The 20130-nt window shown below is 39.1% G+C and carries 22 protein-coding genes and 4 pseudogenes; 9 read left to right on the top strand and 17 right to left on the bottom strand.

Annotated features, from left to right (window positions below):
• Positions 1-347: 347 nt before the first annotated feature.
• Positions 348-682, bottom strand: a pseudogene (locus NSQ68_RS16140) (YolD-like family protein).
• Between the two features lie 161 nt (positions 683-843).
• Here NSQ68_RS16140 and NSQ68_RS16145 point away from each other — a divergent pair.
• A complete protein-coding gene (locus tag NSQ68_RS16145) occupies positions 844-1734 on the top strand; it encodes a hypothetical protein (RefSeq protein ID WP_342426517.1) in 891 nt (296 codons plus the stop codon).
• A 25-nt stretch (positions 1735-1759) separates the two neighbouring features.
• On the opposite strand, the gene NSQ68_RS16150 is transcribed toward NSQ68_RS16145, so the two are convergent.
• Positions 1760-2032 carry a hypothetical protein gene (locus NSQ68_RS16150; RefSeq protein ID WP_342426518.1) on the bottom strand — a complete coding sequence of 91 codons (273 nt, stop codon included), beginning with the start codon at positions 2030-2032 and terminating at the stop codon, positions 1760-1762.
• Between the two features lie 135 nt (positions 2033-2167).
• Between NSQ68_RS16150 and NSQ68_RS16155 the strand changes: the two genes are divergently transcribed.
• Positions 2168-2392 (top strand): type II toxin-antitoxin system HicA family toxin, encoded by a 225-nt coding sequence (locus NSQ68_RS16155; RefSeq protein WP_342426519.1) that lies wholly within the window; start codon positions 2168-2170, stop codon positions 2390-2392.
• 47 nt (positions 2393-2439) lie between these two features.
• Positions 2440-2808: a type II toxin-antitoxin system HicB family antitoxin gene (locus NSQ68_RS16160; protein ID WP_058830683.1), complete on the top strand. Its 369-nt coding sequence runs from the start codon at positions 2440-2442 to the stop codon at positions 2806-2808.
• A 302-nt stretch (positions 2809-3110) separates the two neighbouring features.
• On the opposite strand, the gene NSQ68_RS16165 is transcribed toward NSQ68_RS16160, so the two are convergent.
• A complete protein-coding gene (locus NSQ68_RS16165) occupies positions 3111-4157 on the bottom strand; it encodes a fibronectin type III domain-containing protein (RefSeq protein ID WP_342426520.1) in 1047 nt (348 codons plus the stop codon).
• A gap of 160 nt (positions 4158-4317) precedes the next feature.
• Between NSQ68_RS16165 and NSQ68_RS16170 the strand changes: the two genes are divergently transcribed.
• Positions 4318-5085 carry a bacterial surface protein gene (locus NSQ68_RS16170; protein WP_342426521.1) on the top strand — a complete coding sequence of 256 codons (768 nt, stop codon included), beginning with the start codon at positions 4318-4320 and terminating at the stop codon, positions 5083-5085.
• A 22-nt stretch (positions 5086-5107) separates the two neighbouring features.
• On the opposite strand, the gene NSQ68_RS16175 is transcribed toward NSQ68_RS16170, so the two are convergent.
• The 4 genes and pseudogenes from NSQ68_RS16175 to NSQ68_RS16190 all read right to left on the bottom strand — a co-directional run bounded on the left by NSQ68_RS16175 (position 5108) and on the right by NSQ68_RS16190 (position 8557).
• Positions 5108-5341, bottom strand: a complete 234-nt coding sequence (locus NSQ68_RS16175; RefSeq protein ID WP_342426522.1) for a hypothetical protein — start codon at positions 5339-5341, stop codon at positions 5108-5110.
• A 95-nt stretch (positions 5342-5436) separates the two neighbouring features.
• Complete coding sequence (locus NSQ68_RS16180; RefSeq protein WP_342426523.1) at positions 5437-6570, bottom strand: fibronectin type III domain-containing protein; 1134 nt, start codon at positions 6568-6570, stop codon at positions 5437-5439.
• A gap of 149 nt (positions 6571-6719) precedes the next feature.
• Positions 6720-6952 (bottom strand): annotated as a pseudogene (locus tag NSQ68_RS16185) (hypothetical protein).
• A gap of 189 nt (positions 6953-7141) precedes the next feature.
• A complete protein-coding gene (locus NSQ68_RS16190; protein WP_342426524.1) occupies positions 7142-8557 on the bottom strand; it encodes a transcriptional regulator in 1416 nt (471 codons plus the stop codon).
• Between the two features lie 224 nt (positions 8558-8781).
• Between NSQ68_RS16190 and NSQ68_RS16195 the strand changes: the two genes are divergently transcribed.
• Positions 8782-9219, top strand: coding sequence for a hypothetical protein (locus NSQ68_RS16195; protein ID WP_342426525.1), 438 nt, complete (start codon positions 8782-8784; stop codon positions 9217-9219).
• A gap of 1022 nt (positions 9220-10241) precedes the next feature.
• Here the strand turns inward: NSQ68_RS16195 and NSQ68_RS16200 are convergent.
• Positions 10242-10556: pseudogene (locus NSQ68_RS16200) on the bottom strand (NucA/NucB deoxyribonuclease domain-containing protein); the annotation flags it as partial.
• Positions 10557-10997: 441 nt separating this feature from the next.
• Here NSQ68_RS16200 and NSQ68_RS16205 point away from each other — a divergent pair.
• The 3 genes from NSQ68_RS16205 to NSQ68_RS16215 all read left to right on the top strand — a co-directional run bounded on the left by NSQ68_RS16205 (position 10998) and on the right by NSQ68_RS16215 (position 12703).
• Positions 10998-11504 carry a hypothetical protein gene (locus NSQ68_RS16205; protein WP_342426526.1) on the top strand — a complete coding sequence of 169 codons (507 nt, stop codon included), beginning with the start codon at positions 10998-11000 and terminating at the stop codon, positions 11502-11504.
• A gap of 30 nt (positions 11505-11534) precedes the next feature.
• Positions 11535-11792: a hypothetical protein gene (locus tag NSQ68_RS16210; RefSeq protein WP_307345739.1), complete on the top strand. Its 258-nt coding sequence runs from the start codon at positions 11535-11537 to the stop codon at positions 11790-11792.
• A gap of 263 nt (positions 11793-12055) precedes the next feature.
• Entirely contained in the window at positions 12056-12703 is a 648-nt protein-coding gene (locus tag NSQ68_RS16215) for a hypothetical protein (RefSeq protein ID WP_342426527.1), read from the top strand.
• A gap of 65 nt (positions 12704-12768) precedes the next feature.
• On the opposite strand, the gene NSQ68_RS16220 is transcribed toward NSQ68_RS16215, so the two are convergent.
• Genes NSQ68_RS16220 through NSQ68_RS16235 form a run of 4 tightly spaced genes read right to left on the bottom strand, consistent with a single transcriptional unit; the run spans position 12769 to position 14957 of the window.
• Entirely contained in the window at positions 12769-13320 is a 552-nt protein-coding gene (locus NSQ68_RS16220; protein ID WP_342426528.1) for a phage holin, LLH family, read from the bottom strand.
• A 2-nt stretch (positions 13321-13322) separates the two neighbouring features.
• Positions 13323-14279, bottom strand: a complete 957-nt coding sequence (locus tag NSQ68_RS16225) for a GH25 family lysozyme (RefSeq protein ID WP_342426529.1) — start codon at positions 14277-14279, stop codon at positions 13323-13325.
• Positions 14257-14760 carry a phage holin family protein gene (locus tag NSQ68_RS16230; protein ID WP_342426530.1) on the bottom strand — a complete coding sequence of 168 codons (504 nt, stop codon included), beginning with the start codon at positions 14758-14760 and terminating at the stop codon, positions 14257-14259. Before NSQ68_RS16230 ends, NSQ68_RS16225 begins: the two co-directional genes overlap by 23 nt.
• Positions 14757-14957, bottom strand: a complete 201-nt coding sequence (locus NSQ68_RS16235; RefSeq protein ID WP_342426531.1) for a hypothetical protein — start codon at positions 14955-14957, stop codon at positions 14757-14759. Before NSQ68_RS16235 ends, NSQ68_RS16230 begins: the two co-directional genes overlap by 4 nt.
• Positions 14958-15972: 1015 nt before the next feature.
• Here NSQ68_RS16235 and NSQ68_RS16240 point away from each other — a divergent pair.
• Positions 15973-16146: a hypothetical protein gene (locus tag NSQ68_RS16240; RefSeq protein ID WP_342426532.1), complete on the top strand. Its 174-nt coding sequence runs from the start codon at positions 15973-15975 to the stop codon at positions 16144-16146.
• 579 nt (positions 16147-16725) lie between these two features.
• On the opposite strand, the gene NSQ68_RS16245 is transcribed toward NSQ68_RS16240, so the two are convergent.
• The 5 genes and pseudogenes from NSQ68_RS16245 to NSQ68_RS16265 all read right to left on the bottom strand — a co-directional run bounded on the left by NSQ68_RS16245 (position 16726) and on the right by NSQ68_RS16265 (position 20107).
• Positions 16726-17085 (bottom strand): hypothetical protein, encoded by a 360-nt coding sequence (locus NSQ68_RS16245; RefSeq protein WP_342426533.1) that lies wholly within the window; start codon positions 17083-17085, stop codon positions 16726-16728.
• Between the two features lie 644 nt (positions 17086-17729).
• Positions 17730-17993, bottom strand: a complete 264-nt coding sequence (locus tag NSQ68_RS16250) for a hypothetical protein (RefSeq protein ID WP_342426534.1) — start codon at positions 17991-17993, stop codon at positions 17730-17732.
• A 1133-nt stretch (positions 17994-19126) separates the two neighbouring features.
• Positions 19127-19421, bottom strand: a pseudogene (locus tag NSQ68_RS16255) (DNA translocase FtsK); the annotation flags it as partial.
• 34 nt (positions 19422-19455) lie between these two features.
• Positions 19456-19647 (bottom strand): phage terminase small subunit-related protein, encoded by a 192-nt coding sequence (locus NSQ68_RS16260; protein WP_342426535.1) that lies wholly within the window; start codon positions 19645-19647, stop codon positions 19456-19458.
• A 193-nt stretch (positions 19648-19840) separates the two neighbouring features.
• Positions 19841-20107 carry a hypothetical protein gene (locus tag NSQ68_RS16265; RefSeq protein WP_342426536.1) on the bottom strand — a complete coding sequence of 89 codons (267 nt, stop codon included), beginning with the start codon at positions 20105-20107 and terminating at the stop codon, positions 19841-19843.
• Between the last annotated feature and the right edge of the window lie 23 nt (positions 20108-20130).

Here is a 20130-nt window from a genome sequence, read left to right on the forward strand (position 1 = left end):
TCAATAACCTAAAGATGCCCTTCTTCGCTAGCAAAGAAAAAGTTACCTTGGCCCAGCGCGATGTCGCTGTAGCTCATAAGGGTTTTTCTGTAAAAGTGAGCTTCTCCGTAGTAGTCTTGTACCACTCTGTAAGCCTCTTTCTTTACTTGATGCGGGTGTAACGCATTCATCATCAGGAAGTCTTCGATTGCGATATGAGAATTCTGCTTTTTTAATTAATCAGCTAAAACACTAGCGTCAAATGCTCCTAGAAAGACTCCGATTGAATTATCGTAGGGAAGGCGGTTGAAAACATTTCTTGTTTGTTGGATAACGTCAGTAGAATATTTACTCTCCTTAGATTTTTGCTAGATACTTGCTGAAATGATATCCTCCAACTTGATCCAACTAAAATCATCCTCGCCACGAAACAGTTTCACTTCCCTGCGAGCAATATTTATAGACGTGATTACACCTGTGAGTTCTTCGTCATCGAACGGGCTAAAAACCACTGTGTTACAGGTTGACGTGTGTTGTAAGACTCTATAATCGCTTGCTCGGTCAACTGGACTTCCTGATCGTCAATTTCCGGCTTGCCTCTCCGCTGACGGTCTTTCATGAGTTTTAAGTATGCTTCCTTGTGTTCTGGTATGATAATCCTGCTGCTTTCCCATAAACCGTTACCTTCTAATTTTTTCGACATGTATGTAGCCTCCTGATGTATTATGTAGAAATTATATTCCGAACATACGTTCTATACAAGGGCTTTTGTCTTCTACTTCTAAGACTTTTGTGCTAGAAAATTATTCCTAGGTCATATATACTAATTTTACTATAATATTACCAATAGATAGGGGTTATGTAATGACTGCAATTGCTGTGATTGCTTTGCTGGCTTTTTTTGTGTTTTTTGTTTTGTGGGCTATAGCTTTAATAAAAAAGAACGGCAAGGCTAAGAAAATGTGTCTCTTTGGTTTAGCTGCTTTCCTAGTATTTATTATTGGAATATCAGTCGCTGACACTCAGAAACCAACCGAAACTAATTCCAAACCGGTAGCTACCACACCTGTTAAAGGGAACGAAGTTACTACTGAACCAGTTCAAAAGGAACAGACTGATGCTAAAAAAACATTGATTGACACATCGCTTCCTTTTGATAAGTTTTCATCTGCTCTCTTTGCATTGCCAGTATCCAAGCAAGGGGAAGCATTCGACAGTGTAAGAAATCAAGTTGTTTCATGGTCAGGTGTTGTTATTGAAGCTGGATCAAGCAGCCTTTATGTCTATGGTAAACCAGCAGATTACAACGGTGAATCATGGTCAGATATTAGCGCTGAAAAGAAAAAACTCGGGGATGTTATTGTTGTAAAAGTTTCAGATCGTTCAGAATTAAATGGTCTTAACCAGGGGGATATAGTTACCTTTAAGGGTGAACTTGGTTCCCGTGGTGTTAAGGGAGAAGCCCATTGGAAACTATACAACGGAAAAATAGAGGGTCGGACAGTAGCAGAATCGCCAAACCTCGTAACCATTACCAAATCTAAATATAACAAGATTAAAAATGGAATGACTTATGAGGAAGTTGCGAAAATTATCGGTGGTCCCGGTGAGGCTCTTTCAGAGGTTGGTGAAAAAGGAGACGAATTTTATACTGTAATGTATTCGTATAAAGGTGAAGTCGGACCTGGTGCAAATGCCGTTTTCACATTCCAAGGCAACAAACTACAAGCAAAAGCACAATTTGGTCTCGAATAAAACAACCCCGGAGCAATCCGGGGTTTTAATATTCTGTATAGTACCTATTTGCAGAGCCAGGAGGCGTAACGATCTTTTGATCGCGATCCCAGCCCTCTATTATTACGATATGGCGCGTGTCACTCTTGTTATCCCACAAGATATAGTTATCGCTCTCAAGAGCCAGCAGGCCCGCCTTTATGTCCTCTGTGCGCCTCCCTGTCTTGATCTCCAGTTCCTTCATCGTTGGCATCCGTCTTCGCCCAGCAGAATAGTTGTAGAGTATCCGTAGCAGCTTACGTTCGATATCAGGTAACAAAGCGACCAACTCCTTTGTTACTATTATATACAAACGTGCGTTCTTATAAAACTAAGAATATTATTCCAAATAAGACACTTCACAGCCTTGTATAATGATATCATATATGATATCATTATATTTAGGAGGTGAGTCATGGCTAGGGTCGATAAAATCATCGAGAAAATGAAAAACCGCCCTAACGGGATAAGGTTCGCGGAGATAGCAAAAGTCCTGAATTATCTGGGTTACATAGTGGTACGAATTAAGGGTTCGCATCACATATTCCGGAATGAGTCAGGAGACACGCTCCCGATACCTTTTGAAACACCCGTCAAGGCGGTGTACGTCAAAGACGTACTGAAGATCATCGGGAAGTAGTACCTCCCCTTTGTTCTCGAAATCATTTTATCCTAGCCTACATTAATATGGCAAATGAAAAACCGATCCAAAAAGACATAGCGTATTACATGGCGCTCCCGTATACAATTCAGATTAAGCATATGAACGACGAAAGCGGAAGCTACCACTTAGCTACAGTCGCGGAGTTGGAAGGCTGCAAGAGCCACGGTGACACGCCAGAAGAAGCCCTGAAAATGGTCAGAGAGGCCATGGAGGGTTACCTTGAGGTAAAACTTGAGTTTGGTGATGAAATACCGGAACCAGTAAATGAAGAACAATTTAGCGGTAAATGGCTTCAACGTGCTCCAAAGTCCTTGCATAAGCATTTGATGGAGCGTGCAGCAGCAGAAGGCATATCCTTTAACCAATATTGCCTATATAAACTGAGTAAGTAACGTATGTCTAGACTCCTCTATACTAGGAGGTAAACTTATGATAAAGGCAATTTGGTTTGTGATAATTACCATGCTGGTTAGTATTGTCGCGTTGACTGGGTTGGTAATAGCAGTGGTTAAATTGATCCGAAAAAAAGAGGAATAGCCATGAAATACGGTCCGCGTAAACCCAGCCTAAACCCACGTAAGGCAGCTTACAATAAGGTGTACAATCGGACGACGTTTGATTTGTTTAAGCTGATCGGGAAATTGTTTAAATAAAAAAAGCTCTGCCGACCATAAGGTTAGCAGAGCTTTTTGATTTATTTAGAGTATTCACTTACTTCAAACGTTAGAATACGATCATACAGCATGTAATCCTTACGGCTGCTGAATGGACCTTTATTGTTATCGTGCTTATTGATTGCGTATGAAGCTGATCCAGAACCAGCCTGTTTGCTTTCGTACCAGGCAATAAAGTCATTGACCTCTTTTATGCTTAGGTCGAATTCTTTTTCCAATCCGGTTGTCATAGTGACCACCAATATTGCACGATCTCCAGTTGTTGGCTCTGGTTCAGGTTGACTGCCTCCTCCTTGTGGAGTGGCAGATGCTTCATTGGAGTATTCTGAATCCACACCATTTACTTTAGCACTCACAACAAAGTAGTATTTCGTTCCATTGGTCAGACCCGGGATGACGAAGTTTCCATAGACATCTTTTGTAGCTGTTGCCGTTTCAGTGTATTTGCCGGATTCCGTTCCATATTTGACCGTATAGCTCTCGGCATCATTCACCAAATCCCAATTCAATTTAACCTGGTTATCTCCACCAATAGCCTCTAAATTTATAGGAACATTCTGTCCTATTAACCTTCCATCTTCATTAATGTCAATTGCATCGACATAAAATTCTTTGGCTTCCTTATTCGTTATAATTACATGGTGAATAGAATCAGTTAATCCTGTTTTCTCAAAGTTCAATGTTTGATAAGATACTCCCTCTCTATACATAGACATTTGTTCTTTGACTCCGTCTATGGAGACTTCTATGTTTTTAGATGCTCCAATGTAAAGAACTCCTATAATTCTCATCTTGTTTCCATAAAATTCAAACTCTACTGAATCCCCAATACCACTGGTAACTTTATGAGTACCACCATAATATGAGTTGCTCGTCGAATAAGCTAACCAGTTACCATTATATCTAATTGCTGTTGCTGTATCATTGTAACGTTCCCATCCTACTTCTGGTTCAGTAAGCCCTTGTCCCACAGACGCCGCATATAAATTCGAATTCAATAGTATACCTGCTGTAAATAAAAAAACTCCAAATAAAACACTGATTTTTTTTATAAATTTCATATTCACAAAATTTCCCCCTAAGTAATCTGTTGAACAGATACTAAAGTAATCTATTTCTCAGAACTTGTCTAAACATAAATTTGAATATATAGACATTAATGTTTAGACATTCCTTTTTTATTTTTATATTCTGATAAAACAAATACCACAAAAGGGGAATATATATATGAAAAAACTATCAACTTTATTTTTATTATCTTTAATTCTTTTATTCGGTTTTAATCAAGGAGTTTATGCAGCAACAGTAGGTGATTCTCTTACCTTCCCAGAAGAAGGGTGGAATCGCTATGATGACACTGACTCCCATATTCAATATGAAGGCGATGGATGGTTTAAATCTACAAACGGAACCTTTTATAATGGCTCTGAGACATTAACTAATGACAATAATGAAAAATTTATTAAATTTAATTTCACAGGAACAAAAATAAGACTCATTACTACCGTATCTATTTGGAAAACTCAAAATTATACCCTGACACTTGATGGAGTCGAATATCCTTATACACAGTACAATAAAAAAAGTGCTTTTCAAGCTATTTCGTTTGAGAAAACGGGCTTGCCACAAGGAGAACACACATTAATAATTAAAACTAATGGTGCTATTGGAATGGATGCATTTGATATTGATGGGATATTGAAAACTTATAACCCAGATATAAAAACTACTCCTGGTCAAGATACACCTAAGGATATCGGCCGAGCTATTTTAGTTGTCACTATGAATACTGGTCTTGAAAAAGAGTTTGACCTGAGTATGAAAGAAGTTAACGATTTTATTGCCTGGTATGAGGCTAAACAAGCGGGTACAGGTACAGCTTCCTACGCAATCAATAAACATAAGAATAACATAGGACCTTTTAGCAGTCGCAATGACTATGTAATATTCAATAAAATACTCACGTTTGAAGTAAGTGAGTATTCAACTAAATAAACAACAAAGGACTCCATACTGGTTACATACCAGCGGAGTCCTTTTTCACATCTACTCTAAATTCAAACTGGTTCCGTATGTAATAAGCTCCGGCAATCTTGACCGAATCAGGCGAAAACTTTTCTATAGTGCCGCCATAGTCTACAACCGATATAAAATCCTCTCCCAACAACTGAACAATGTACACCTTTACCTGGCTTAATGCAGCTGCAAATAGTTCTATATCCGACTTTAACACTTTATATGTATGGTTCATGCTTATCACCTCGATAATTCATTCTGTGAATGGGGTTGTAATTCCTTCAATAAAAAATCCCCGCCGACCAATTAAGGTAAAGCGGGGATTTCATATTATTTAGAGTATTCACTTACTTCAAACGTTAGGATACGATCATACAGCATATAGTCCTTTCGGCTGCTGAATGGGCCTTTATTGTTATCATGTTTATTGATTGCATAGGATGCTGATCCAGAACCAGCCTGTTTGCCTTCGTACCATGAGATAAAGTCATTGACCTCCTTCATGCTTAGGTCAAATTCCTTCTCCAATCCTGTTGTCATGGTAACTACCAGAATTGCACGGTTACCTGATGGTGATTGAGGATTAGTAGCCCCACCAGTCGATGGTTCATCAGGTTTTGTTGTACCAGGCTCGCTTGGTTTGCTTGGCTCTCCCGTAGAAGGATTACCCGGAGTTGTCGGCTCATTTGTTTGAGGCTCATTTGGTGTAACAGCTACTTCATTAGAAATAACAGTCTCGACTCCATTAAAAATAGCTACTACTTGAAAGTAGTAAGTCGTCCCGTTCGTCAAATTTGGAATGACAAGGTTACCTTCTGTATCTTTTTCTACAGAGATTGAATCAGAATATTTATTGGGTTGGGTTCCAAAATTAATTTTGTAGTTCGTAGCTTCTTTAATTGTATTCCAGTTCAACTTAGCAGATGTATTCTGTGGCTGACCTTTAAGATCTATGGTTTCAAACGTTCCCAAAGTGATCTCGTTGAATGCTAACCAAGATGAACCACCGTCTGCCTCAATTCTTATACCATCATATGCACCCTGCTTCACCTTAATAGGGGGTGGTGTTGTATATGTAGCTTTTAGAGAATGAGTCACTTGTTCGCTTATTTTAACCCACTTTTCACCTTCTAACCCGTAGATAGTGTATGAAACTTCTCTTACTGGCTGTGCAGCAGTAGTAATATGGACGAAATTTAATTCTATAGCACTAGGAAATTTTAATTCTATATTTCCTTTGTATGTCCCGGCGTTCCAATATGTTTGAATGCTCCCATCAATTGATTTTTCAGCAATGTAATCAAGGTAACTGCTACTAGCTTTTGCAATGGTTCCCTCTGGTGGTGAAAACCCAAGCATTCCCTCAACTGTTTTGTTCAATGTTGCTGCATGTGTAGCTGACGGTAGTAACATGATACTAATTAGAAAAAAAGATAAAACCGTAGCCAAGAATTTCTTTGACATGATTATTAGCCCCCTATGAATATCTTCTATATCCATAAAGATAGATTAACACTCTCATATTGTCTAAACATAAACTTGCTGATCTATAAATATAATCTAAATATTTGCATATTTATTTTTTAATGGTTATAAAAAAGAACTCATGCTGGTCAAATACCGGTCGAGCCCTTCTTGACATCTACTCTAAATTCAAACTGCTTACGCAAGAAATAAGATCCGTTAATCTTAACCGACTCCGGTGTAATCTTCTCCACTGCACCCCCATAATCCACAATATCTATCAAATCCTCTCCCAACGGCTGTACTAAATACACTCTTACCTGGCTTAATGCAGCTGCAAATAATTCTATATCAGACTTCAACACTTATATGTATGGTTCATGCTTATCACCTCGATAATTCATTCGGTGAACGGTGTGGTAATTCCTGCAAGTAAAAAATCCCCGCCTACCAGTTAAAGTTAGCGGGGATTTACTTGGCTTACGTTTAGGAACCTCCAACGGTATCGTTAAGCTTAATAATATGGTGTTGGTTACAAGAATGATTAGGTACAGCCACGATAAACAAAAAGCTAGCCGCGACGATCAGAAGAACCATTTTTCTCAACATTGTCTAACCACACCTTTTCAATAAGATTTAAAAACTCTTCCTTGAACTCAGGAACTGCATGTGTTCTAAACTTCACGAAAAGCCCCATGCAGTTTATTAAATAAGTTTCATTATTTATTATATGTGACTTTACCATTGCATACATCAAATGTTTAAAGCCATCACCGTATGAACCTCTATACAAATAATAATAAGCTAACTCGTATCCAAATCGTGCATATTGTTCGGGTATAACTTGCCCAGTATACATGTCAGATGATGGATGCACCTGTTGAGTAAACGAATTAATTATAGTTTCAAAACGTTTAAGTATATCGTTTATATTTAGTTGATATCGGTTAGCTGCAAACAGTACGTTCAATAACTTAGTTACCATCTCTTTATCTACTTTTGATTCAGCAATGTATTCAACATAATCCGGAAGCACACTGGTATCACCAGACAAAAGTTTATAAATGTAAGTATTACATCGCGCCCAATCCTTATAAAGATTTAGCCAATACAATGCATCCGGGTCCGTCTCCAATACCCAATCTAAATCCGTATAGGCATATGTATATTCTAGAGCTTGTTGATAATCGCCTTGGGCTTCACAGACACTTGCACATAGTAAATTGGCATATGTGATGTACACAAACATGGGACGACTTAACTTCTTAGCAGACTCGTCACACTCTCGTTTCTTCTGGTGATATTTCAGCGCATATTGGATTTCCGCTTTTTCTCTCATTTTTCTAGCTGTTTCATCAACCTTTTCCCATTTACGCAAAGATCTGTACACGTTAGTTAAATCCTTCAATGCGTCGAGTTGGTCTGTTTCATCCAAGCGCTCAACAAAGGCTTCAAGTATCGCTGCTGCGTGGAAATTTCGATTCTGATCGTTTCCAATCTGAATCGTGAATATACGATATTGACAGACTGCCAAGCGTTCAGAATGTTGATATTTCTCCGCTTCAGCTACCCCCTCATAGAGCAACAATGCAGCCGCATGTCTTCCCTGCTTCAACAATTCTTCTGCGATTTCAAATAACTTGGGCGAATACAGTAGATTGTCCATGATGGCTCCCACCACTCGACGGATCGCATCCAGCTTGTCCAACTCCGCACAGCGATACAAAAATGGCTCGATTCGCCTCATATTCGGAGGATGGTCGATGATGTAGTTTTCCATGAACAAGTCATAAAAATGGCCTTCCTGTAAACCCATAGCCTCAGTGATTAGGTCAAGCTGGTTAACAGACATTGACTTATTCCCTGTCACAATAGCACTAACTAATCCCCTATTCATACCTGCAAGTTGCCCAAATTGCGCTATATTCAAACCCTCTTGTTGTAGGTATCTGTCTAATTCTGCTCGAATCGTAGGTGTATGCTTCATGTCATATCCACCCTTCATACAGAAATTCCAAAACTTATATATTATTGCATTCTATTGTTGTTCATAATTTAACAGTTGTCAATAACCTTCTTTTTTCATTTAAAGACTTTACCTACTCACAAATATATTAAATATATTCATATATGCCATAAAAAGGTTGACAATATTAGTAGAGTCCTTTACGCTGCCTATGTATTCACAAATATTTCAAGGAGGCGTTTTGTTTGAAAGTAAAATTTCTACCACAAGCTTTTCTGGCTGCAACGCTACTCATCTCTTGGGGAGTCGTCAGTCCAGCAATCTCCCATGCTGAGAAAGGAGATAAAATACCTGACCAGATGTTATCAGGCACCATCATTCAATACGATGAGAACAATAACATGGTTATAGTAGAAAAAGGTACTCCTGTACCTGAACCACAAAAATCTCTAGCCGCTATTGTCCCACTTACTGCCGAACAACAAATTGAGCTAGAAAAAGAAAAACAACTGGAGAAAGAAATCAAAGATGAAGCCAAATCACTGCCGGTTTATCATATTGATAACCCTGACCCTCAACCTGGTTTAAAAGTAATTTATGACGGCGAAGGTTTTATCAAAGATATTATCTTGCCTGATCAAAAGGAAATCAACTGGGACTTATACATACGGAGAATACGATAATAAAATTAAAATTCGCGGAACATCTAGTGGTTATGTTCTAGACACAGGGAGTTTATTATTTAGGTAGCACTTCTCAGAAAAATCAGGAAGAAGGACGCGGCGTATATTATTATGATTTCACATCGAAAATCCAAACCCCCATTTTTATACAAGAAGAGGGTTTTATCAATAACTTCATCCTGCTGAACAAGTAAACGTTCTGATTAGCGCCATGCCAAAGAGCCGGAAAAGAAGCATCTCTCTCCGGTTTTCTTTATCTGATTCCAATCACTAAACCTTCTGAGAACCTCTTCCACAGTCGCACCTTTGAGCCCTCCTCTCTTACTAGCTTAGCCAGTAGAGCATTCAGTGTTTACTTTGAAACTGTATCCGTATTAGTCTATTCCGTAGTAACAGTTGTTTGATCGGGTGTTGTTGGCATTAATAGGTGCAGGGGCAGAAGCAGGACTTCTTGCACAAGTCCTTAAAATCCAAGATAAGGGAAAAGGAATTACGATAAACTTGATGTGGACAGGATACTCCATCGCAAGCAACTCTTAATTCCCATCTTTAACAGACCCCGCCGGAGCATGTGATATAGGCATAATGACTAAAGTGAGCTGATATCATCAATAATTCATTCACTTCAATATTTTTCGTTCTACTTGCTATAATAATTCAAATTACGATACGAAAATTGGAGCCTCGGATAAGTAAAAGCGCAATGTTGAAAGTGAGAATTACAATAATAACAACAATCATACTTATCGGAGTCGTTTTGTATTTAATTGACCCTCAGTGGTGGATTTTGATTGCATTTGCAGTATTTTTCTGTATATTAATTGTTATGCTTTTTGTAAATTTTTCGAAAAGACGTAATAAACCACATTGATTTATGATTTCCATGCTCAGCATTTAACAAGTGCCTTCCTTTAATGGAGAGCTTTTATATTTTATATTTCATACCAAATTTTTTGGTGTAAATCCCATATGAGCAATGATAAAAAAACTCCCCGCCGACCAAGAAGGTTAGCGAAGAGTTTCTATTTCACGATAAATTCAACCTTCGTTCCATCCTTATAGTCGTCCAGTTTGTGACCTACCCACGATCCAGCTCCACGATTATCCTTTGGACTTATGTACTTAATGCCTGCACCCTCTCCACCTTCGGAGCACATCGCCATAGGCCATTCATCACGGTCATTTCCTTTTTTAGTCGGATAACCCTTTAAAGATTCCTTTCTATTCTCCTCTGCCCCATCCCGATCAATTGTACATACCGCAGAATGTCCTGCTGCTATTGCATCCCTAATGTGTGCTCCGGTTTCAGGGTAACGTGAACTTGGGAACTCCATTGTATTTAAATCTTATCTACAATGTCGAAATATCATACTTATAGATGCTACAGAACCTGATTGCGTTTCAATTACTCTTATCCGATCCTTCGGATACTTTATTAGGGTGGCTATAGCCACCTTCAAGGCTCAAGCTCCAATTGAATTGAGCTATTTGGCACGGGGGCTGATTGAATGCTGCTAAAAAAGTGGATGCGGCCCCGAGCTAAAGCCCGAGCATCTGAAATGCGGCAGTTCTCTCCGATCCGGACGAGATCCACGCAGCGATATAGCGCCCACTGGCGTCACATAGGCGTTGTTGACAAAAATCTACAACTCTATTTAATAGAAAGATGAGTTTACAATGATATAGAAGACGTTGTCTATATATTCCATTAATAGTTTACTAAATCCTTATATTTAAGGATTTAGTATAAAAATAATTTGGAAGAGGTGCGTATTAAAATGAGTAAAAAACTGTCGTCTCTATTTTTATCCTTTCTAATTTCAGTGCTATTAGTTGTCCCGGTATCAGCCCAAAGCGTCACCCCTACTCAAGATCAGTCCTCATCAGTCGAAAATTCTATTCAAGCTGATCCCTTATCAGTCGAACCATCTTCTTCAGAATTAGTTCCTGATTCCTCAAATTCCAAAGTAAATCCCCAATCAGTAGTAGGACCTGTATGGGTAACCAAATCGTTTAATGTAACTAAGAATGGAAGAACTGTAACGGTGGAGTGGGGTATTGCAACGGACTCATATATAAGAGAAGTCAATGCTTCTTTTAAAACGGGAGCCGGTTGGACGGAAGCAACCACTTTTAAAGGGCCGAACACTAAGGGAGTAACTCTCTCTCAAACATGGGAATACAGTCAACCAGGGACTTACACAGTCGGCGGAGTTGCTCAACTTTATACAGATAATGGACCTGCATCTTGCTTTTCGCCTCCAAGAGTAGTAGTTATTAATTAACGAGTATTTCTACATTTGAGAGGTGAGGAATTGAAAGTTATCGAATTAGCAATTGTATTAAATGATAAAGAGGGCTACTACGCTGAAAATTTTGACCTGGTTGCCCTGCCTTTTGTCCCAAGAAAGGGAGAAATGATTTTATGGAATAATAAACTTTATCGTGTGCTAGATGTTATGTATAGTTTTGATACAAACCCGTACGACTATAATTTTGATGCTAGCCCAAGCACTCAAAGCTCGGTAGCTCATGATGTAACCTATAAAGTTTTTTTGAAACCTGAAGATTAAACAGACATTAAATAAAGTATTTTCTTAGTGCTTAGGCTAAGAAAATACTTTATTTGTTTTTCGCAATAGCACCCTTATAAAACATAAAACCACCCCACCAGCGTATGCCAGCAGGGTATCACCGATGCTTTCGGATTGCACAACGGTGCTTCCGTATGTGTTGTTATCAGCATAATACAATTGGACTATTTTGTAAATATATATAAAAAAATATTCCTAGGCCTGATAGACTATAGTCAAATATCTTAAGGTGAGATGATTATATGAAAGTTTTAATAGTGCTGCTATTTATAGTAGCATTACTGTCAGGGTGTTTTAGTAGTTCATTTGAAAATCACATGAGAGAAGGCAAAAATCAATTACTAGCAAACAACTACGACGAGGCCATAAAGAGTTTTGATACTGCCCTAATTGAAGAACCTAATAATAAGGATGCTATTGCACTTATGAAACGGGCAAAAGAAGAAAAGGCCAATGAAGATAAAAAAGAAAAAATTGAAGAATTCATACGCGAAACGGATGCGTTATATAAACGTCTTGTTTTAATAGGCGATAACACTGATATACAAAACATATCCTATCAAGAGGCCACATCCAAGTTAGATAGGCTTGCCCCGATAAACAAGGAGATTGAAGACTTATCATTAAAGTGGAGTGACGAACAACTTGTAACAGACGCGTTCCAAAGTTTGCAGTCAGCAATCTCGAATTTAGAAAGTTCATTAAGCACATCCATTGATCTTATAGACGATCCAGAAGAAATTGTTGATACTGATAACAACGGTGAAGTTAGCCGATTCGAATTCATGAGAAGCAGAAAAGGGTTAATGATAAGGGCATTCGTATCGCATGCCGATGATACAAAGTCATACGTAAAAAAAGTGAACAAGTTAAAAGAGGAAATTAAATAATAAAAGGCCCTGAGTGATTATGCCAGGGCCTTTTATTTTACTTGCTTACTGCAGCTGTACTAGTCTTATCCAGCAGTAATAGATGTTTGCGTAGCTTCTGTCGGCGCGAGAACAGGATCAAGCGCAGGTTGAGCCTGACCAGATGATGCTTCTGCTGTAGCTTGAGAAAGGATCGCTGTAACCTGAGCAGCAAGCGAAGAGACAGCCTCCTTAGCTGCGGCCTGTGTTGCCTCTTCACTAGGCTGCGCTTCGGTAGCAAGCACTGTTTTTGTCTTAGCCTTATACTCCAGATATGCCTTTTCTATTGCGGATCGAATCTCTACAGTCGATACAGTAATGCCCTGTTCTGCCAAGCTCAATGTAGTATACTGCAAAGCCTCTTGAAGCTTACGTTCTCCTCCAGCTTCTTTAAATGCTGTTTGAGCAAAAGAAAACCCCTCTCCAGCAATTTTATGGATTACTTCCCTCTGTGCCGCTGTGGTACGCGCTTCTAGCCACACGTTAACCTTAGTCTTGAGTTTGTTCAGACCTCCTAAAACAAATGCTGTAAGCACACCCGCAGCGGCTGTAACAATGGTATTTACATAAGGCTGTACAGTTTCGATAATTGTTTGCATGATTACTTTTCCCCTTTCGTTTTCAACGATGCGATTTTATTCTTTGAATCCCAAGACACTACCGCCCCATAAGCATCAGCAATTGGTCTGAGCTGCACATACGCTGTACCCTCTACAAGTTGGACAGTTTGCAGCTTGAACCCATTTAAATAGGCTTCCTTGTGGGCGTTGTCCCAACGATAAGACAAGCCTAGAGCATTTGCCAAAGACCGCAGCGGTACATAAGTTCTAGAGCCATACAGAAGTGCTGTCCCTACTTCTTTGCCATTGATGCGAAATGTACCGGATGTAACGGATTCTGTCTCCTGTACAGGCATGACAGCGCCGAATCGCTTACGCAGCTTGACCGTATTTCCATCAAATTCGTTCAGGTCCACGTTTCCTTTTATCCCAGCCACCTTGCCGCTATCGCTGTATTGCCAAATATCCCACCGTTTCCATGTCACTGTGTCGCTTGGGACACGAGTAGCACTGTACCGGGCTATCCATAGTGAGTAACCGCCCAATGAGTCGTTAAAATTGGCTGCAAATGCATTGCCTGTATAGATAATGGGCTTACGCCCTGTAATCCGCTCCAGTTCGAGTAGGAAGGCCAATGCTACAGCACTAATAAGTGTTTTGGACAAGTTGCCAGGATTGTTTTCATAGTCCATTACCGCAGGAAGATCCAGCGCTTTCGCGCCTCCAACCTGATCCAACACGTCAGCAAAATATCGCGCTTCCCCTTTCGCTGCGTCAACACTGGTGGCATCTAAAAAATGATAGGCACCCAGCAACACGCCTGCTGCCTTGGCCCCTTTTGCGTTGGGGAGAAATGTTGGATCAACATAACGTTGCCCCTGACTTGCTTTAATGATGGCAAATGAAATACCGTCCGTCTTGACCACGTTCCAATCAATATTGCCCTGATAGCGAGATACGTCGATCCCCTGCGCGTTACCTTTTTTCCTTGTCTGCATTTTCCCCGTCACCTTCCTTTTCTCCGCTTTTACTCTTTAAAACTTCCACAGCCTGCCGAATGATCGACGGGACTGGCGCACCAAGCCTGCCGCCATTTTCAACAATCGAAAGCAGCTCATTTGCCATATAAAAATAGGCGACCGCATCCCGGAAAAGGTGCGAATCGCCTAAGACTCCATCAATCAGATGGGATACTGCTGCCATTGCAAAAATAAATCCCTTTCGCGCAATACCGATAAGACCAACCTTGCTTTTTAAGTCGGGTCCGGTTCCCTTCTTACCTTCTGCGCCAGCGGCAAATAATCCGGTCACATAATCAATAATGACCAGAGCAAGTAACACCCCCAATACTCCCGACCACCCGCCGTAAAAATATGTTACAGCACTGCTTCCTAAAGCAGTACTAAACTTAAAAACCTCCCACTTATCCAACTTTCTTCCCTCGTCTCTCCGTTCAGGAAGCTTTTCCTGAGCTATCATTGTCTGTTTTCTGATCCTTTTTCCTCCTGGGCCTGTATCTCTGCTAATGCATTTCCTACTACTATATCCAATCCTTTAAGTATTTCTTTCCGGCGCGCTGGTTGTGAAGCAATGACAGCAGAAATGACCTCAGTCAATTCTTCAACTGGTCTTGTTAGATCCAGTTGTATATCCAATGTGGATTTTATCTTTGCCACGGGTTTCGTCATCTCCTCAAGACGCAAAATAAGCCCCTGAGTTATCAGAGGCTTTCATACTTATATCTTAAATTGGTTTTGTTACTATAACGCTGCGGATTTTAAAGAAAAATATAGCTCAGTAAAAATAAAGTTGTAGACAGACCATACGTCTTTAAGCTAACGGGAAGTAAGGTTCCAATTATGGTAATATGGGGATAATTGAATCTTCTGTTCGAGTTAGGAGCGAGTTACCTATGGATCTACTCATAATTATTTTAGTGATCGGTTTTATAATCGTAGTAAGTTATCTCAGGGCAATTCATATTTCTCTTCAACGAATTATAGAATATATGCGTAAAGAAAATGACTAGCTATTTTCAAATATGCCCTAGTGTGGGTGAAACTAACGAGTTACGTTAGTTGAACGAATCCTAGAGCAGTGAACACTCAGCAGGTGCTTCAGGGTTTGTTCAACTAAAAGACAGTCTGCTTGCGAATACCTCAAATATGGAATGTTCTAAAGGAAGGAAATACTATGACATCGTATAAGTTTAGACCCTATCATAGTTTAATAGGGTTCTGTTTATTTATTTTTACGATATTGGTTAATATCGCTTTTAGGTTAGCAACAGATCCGGGATCAAAGACCCTTTTATCAACTTTTAGCGCAATTTTTTTAGTCTTCACCTTACTGTGGGGTGGTAATGGGATTACTGAATTAATTTCATTAATCAATAATAAAAATAGGATGAAAACTGACTATAAAAATGAGCAAATTGGCAGAGAACAATATCGTAGGGGAATAATAGCTTTTAAAGTATGTATCTTTGTAAATGTAAGTTATCTTGTTACTGTTACATTTCAACTTTGGTATGTTATCAGTAATTGGGACATGTTAAATATATAAATTCATAAAAGCTCTCATCGAAATGCAGTAATTTTAAGCTATCTTAAAACGTATAGTTAAACCAACAAGAGATGCTTATTGCATCCGTGTTGGCTTAATCAACGACATATGGAGGTTAATTAGGCAATGGATAACTGGAATGATAAAAATACTTGGGGACAGAGTGAGATTCATATTGACCAACTGACAGGCGAGATTGATCAGATTCTACACAAGATAATTAACGGGCTAGAGGATCTAGGTATAGCATACGGTATCATTAGGGAATTTAGTAATAATCCTGAAGAGCCACCAACCTGAACTATTAGTATTGAGGAATCTAAAACCGTACTCACCTTGGATATCTTATTCCAATATATGAGACAGCATAGAAACATCAAGGATGCGTTGACTCGTTTTATGCATGATCACTTTCCGTACTTTACTTAACCAGAGTATAAACGGCGAAGGCTATTCAACTAACGGGACATGATTGTTGAGCAGGCGCCATAAGCCTACTCTTTGGGCATTAGGCGCTAATTTAACTATTTTTAAAATGGAGTTGTTTATCATTTTAAAGCATTATATGTCGCCGACCATGTTCCCAGTACGCTCATTCCAGACAATGGGCTCGACATAGCCGAATGATTCAATACTAGCTTTCAGCTTCTCGTATTCGACATCACCCGGCTGCAGGCCAACCCATTGGTCAACCTTTTCACTAATCATAAATAACTCTATGATATAATTATTGTAATTCTCCTCTTGTGTTGCCTAAGCGAACTGAAAGGCTGCCTTTCATAACACCTTCGAATGAAGTAAGGTTAACATAGAAATTACCAGTAGTCCAAGTGCTTTCGTTAATTTCATCAAATACTTTACCTGGCTTTATTCTTCCACTCATCTTAACTGGGCCACTACTGACCCCTGAGTTACTGTTATATTAATTGGGGCATCCCCTTCATTCGATACATACACTCTAGCATTTCCATAATGCGGATCAATGTAGAAACGCTCTGACATATCGGTATTCGCAAGAGACTTGTTTAGTACCTTATTCGTGTCCTGAGGAGTAGTGACATGATCCCCTGCCTTTGGCGTATTCACATCAGTAGATTCATTTGCAGCTTGAACTACTGGCGCTGGGTCCACAGTAGCTGAATTAATACCACTGGTAACTGAAGAATTACAACCAGTTAACAATATTACAGCAGCTAAAGGCAAAACGGCAAAGAAAGAAACTTTCCTACTTTTTTTCATATTAGAAACCTACTTTTTTTCAATTTCAAAGACTAATTTCATATAATAATACTATAAGGATTATTTTGTTATTTTCCAAGTAAGATTTGGGCAATCCCTTTAACTTAGGCCCTCTTTTAGATGCCGTGGCCTCTCACTGAAAGGCTTTCCCTCTAGAAGAGCACGCTGCGGAATTGAACCGCGCAAGGGTTCTGACCAGGCAGTTCATGTTTCCGCTGATTAACTGGTGCCTTGCTGCCGGCGCGTGCCATGTAAAAAGGCCGGCACATTGGCCGACCTGGTTCCATCGAGGCTCGAAAGCTGCGGTGTGTTCCTTATTTGATTTTCCATGCTACAAATATATCCAATCGAAAAACTGTTATTGTTTAGGGAACTCTAACTAATGGATATATACTTAATTGCTTTATCAATAGGATATACAGCTACTCTCATTGATTTACATACGCTAGCAAAACACCTTACTGCTAAATAATCCTTAAATGCTTCACCTAAATACCATTGGTGGGGCAGTAAAATTAATTCTCCAGCCTCTCTTATAAAGGTATTGTTTAAGAATGTCCACAACTCAATGATTGATCTTTCTGATGACCTCTGTATCAACTCAATATTGACTTTGTATTCTTTCTCTTCTGAATAATCAATACTCACAGATTTTTTTTGTACAAACTATATGCAATTTGATTTATTTCGCCAGAGTCGATTAACCTTTCAATAAGACCTTTCGAAATTGCCCTTAAATTACTAAGCATAATTTGAGCATGATCCTTATACTCAACAATTTTACACTCTTCAAAATGCGACCCGATCTCTTGTAATACTTGTTCTTTAGTATTGTCATCAAATACTGGAATATGTAAAACAGCATTTAAATCGCCTGTTTCGAATGGCAAAATAAAAAATTGAGCCAATACTGATAGTTTCTCATATATACACTCATTTGTTTTAATTTTTTTTATACTAGGCCTATCAAGAAGTATTTTTGTTTCTAATTTCGCTAGTTACTTCTTCCTGATTATTTAAAATCTCTTCAAATAGTTTCATCTTCATTCCTCCTATATATATCACCCTAACAAAAACTTAGTACTAAGACAAAAAAAAGAGAATACAAGGATTGAAGAGTAATTGTGATCTCTTTTTAGATTATTTAGTTGTAAAAGTTACTTTAGCTCCATTAGCTGGTAAGTTAAACCCAGTAGCTCCTGTTACAAAAACACCGCCATAAAGTTTTGCCGAATGAAGCCCTGGATTGCTGTATACTGTTATGTCGTTTCTTGTTTCAGTTGCGGACTCAATAACATTCAAACTTCCTGCCAATATGCGATTGCGTCAGCCTTAATCCGTTTAAATGAATTTTCATTAATCCCACTTTTCCACAACTGATGTAGAAAAACCCACCTCTCATTACCTAAATATCTCCACTGAATAACTACCTTGCAAACTAGAAAGCTTATTTATACCAGTTCCAAAAATTTGTCCTTTGTCTCAAACTCTGCTTACTGCTCTACATTGTACACGGCAATGTTCTCCATCTCATTACTGTTCGTATTAGTAGACTGATGCCTTATCTGAATACGTCTTTGTAACCGCTACCTTCTATTTCATCACTATTTTTGAAAGCGACAAAATTATATCTATATTTCTTCGTGTCTCCAGTGTTGGATCAAGGACCGGTTCTCATTCTAATCCAAGAACATCCTCTTCCTTCTGACCGAATTCCACGTAATCCGTAATGTCTGGAAAGCAATCTTCATGTACTCCATCAGCACGCGCTGAGCATTCAAACCTACCTCGTCGATCATCATTTCATTATACCGCTGTATAGCAGATTTAATTTCTGGTTTTCTAAGTTTTTCCTATCCTATAGTGTGCAGTCTTCTTGCTGTACCCTGCGGACACAGCGGCTCTAGCTGCATTAAAATCTCTCAAATATTCCATTACGAATATGCGTTGTTTCGGGGTCAAACCTTCATCGTCTGGTATTTCTGGTTCTGGTTTCTCTTCAACAACTGGAGCGCTCTGTGCTCTTTTAGAACGTTCCGAATTACTGGAGCGTTCCAGTTTTTTTTCGGAGCGTTCGTATTTCTAGAGCACCCTTTAGTTCTTTAGAGAGCACATCAACTGTAAGAAGGGTAGCATATACTTCTCTCGGTTTATCACCTTTATATGTACCGACAAGTTTGCGCCGTTCCATTTCATCAATCAGTTGGGCCGCACTGCTATAATCCTATCCTCATTCTTCGCTGCAATAAAGAAACCGAGACTTGTTTGGCCTCGGCTACAATTTGGACAGCTTTTAGTAAAAGTTCATCAGGATATTCTATTAGGTCTTCATCTTCATTTGGAGCTTCTTTTCTATGAAGCGTTCCATTTTCATTGGAACGTTTCGTATGTTCCACCTTCTCCAGCAAGTGAACTCTCCAACTTATCTTTTGCCTTCCATCCTCTTACCGTACCTTCAGATACACTAAGTTGAGAGGCTATATCTGTGAGACGTATGTTACCAGAACTGGCTTTGTATAAATCGAATGCTTCATCCCGTTTCGGGTCTCTCTTTCGTCCCATATCTTATTATTCCCTCCTTTTGATAATGCATCTGAAGCTAAGGAAAAGTTTCCTGAACAAATAAAAAATCCACTATTCAGCAGCTTTCTCTTGTCTTTCTTCGTATTCTCTTAGATAGTCCACTTTAATGTGAAAAGATTTTTTATACCAAGTTCGTCCAAAGAATTCCCAGTAGCCTTCTTGAATGTGATATTCATTTTTCATTTCTGTCCAATACAAATAATTCATACCAAGGGAGAACTATATAAACCATGTCTTTTGACTTGTTGCCTTTAACATAAGCCCTGTCCTCTCGGGCAAAGTATACGACGCCTTGACCCTCAATGACTGGATATCCGCTTTCGTCGTCGGTCAGCGAAGTTTGTACATGTTTGCCGTGTTGCTTGGCATGTTCCTCATCGTTTAAATGTAGAACTCCTTCTGAATCCAGAAATGCAAAACGTGGTTGTGTAGTAGACATAATTCGTGATCCTCCTAAATAGG

Origin of the sequence: Paenibacillus sp. FSL L8-0158, from assembly GCF_038592965.1 — a bacterium.
GTDB lineage: Bacteria > Bacillota > Bacilli > Paenibacillales > Paenibacillaceae > Paenibacillus > Paenibacillus polymyxa_D.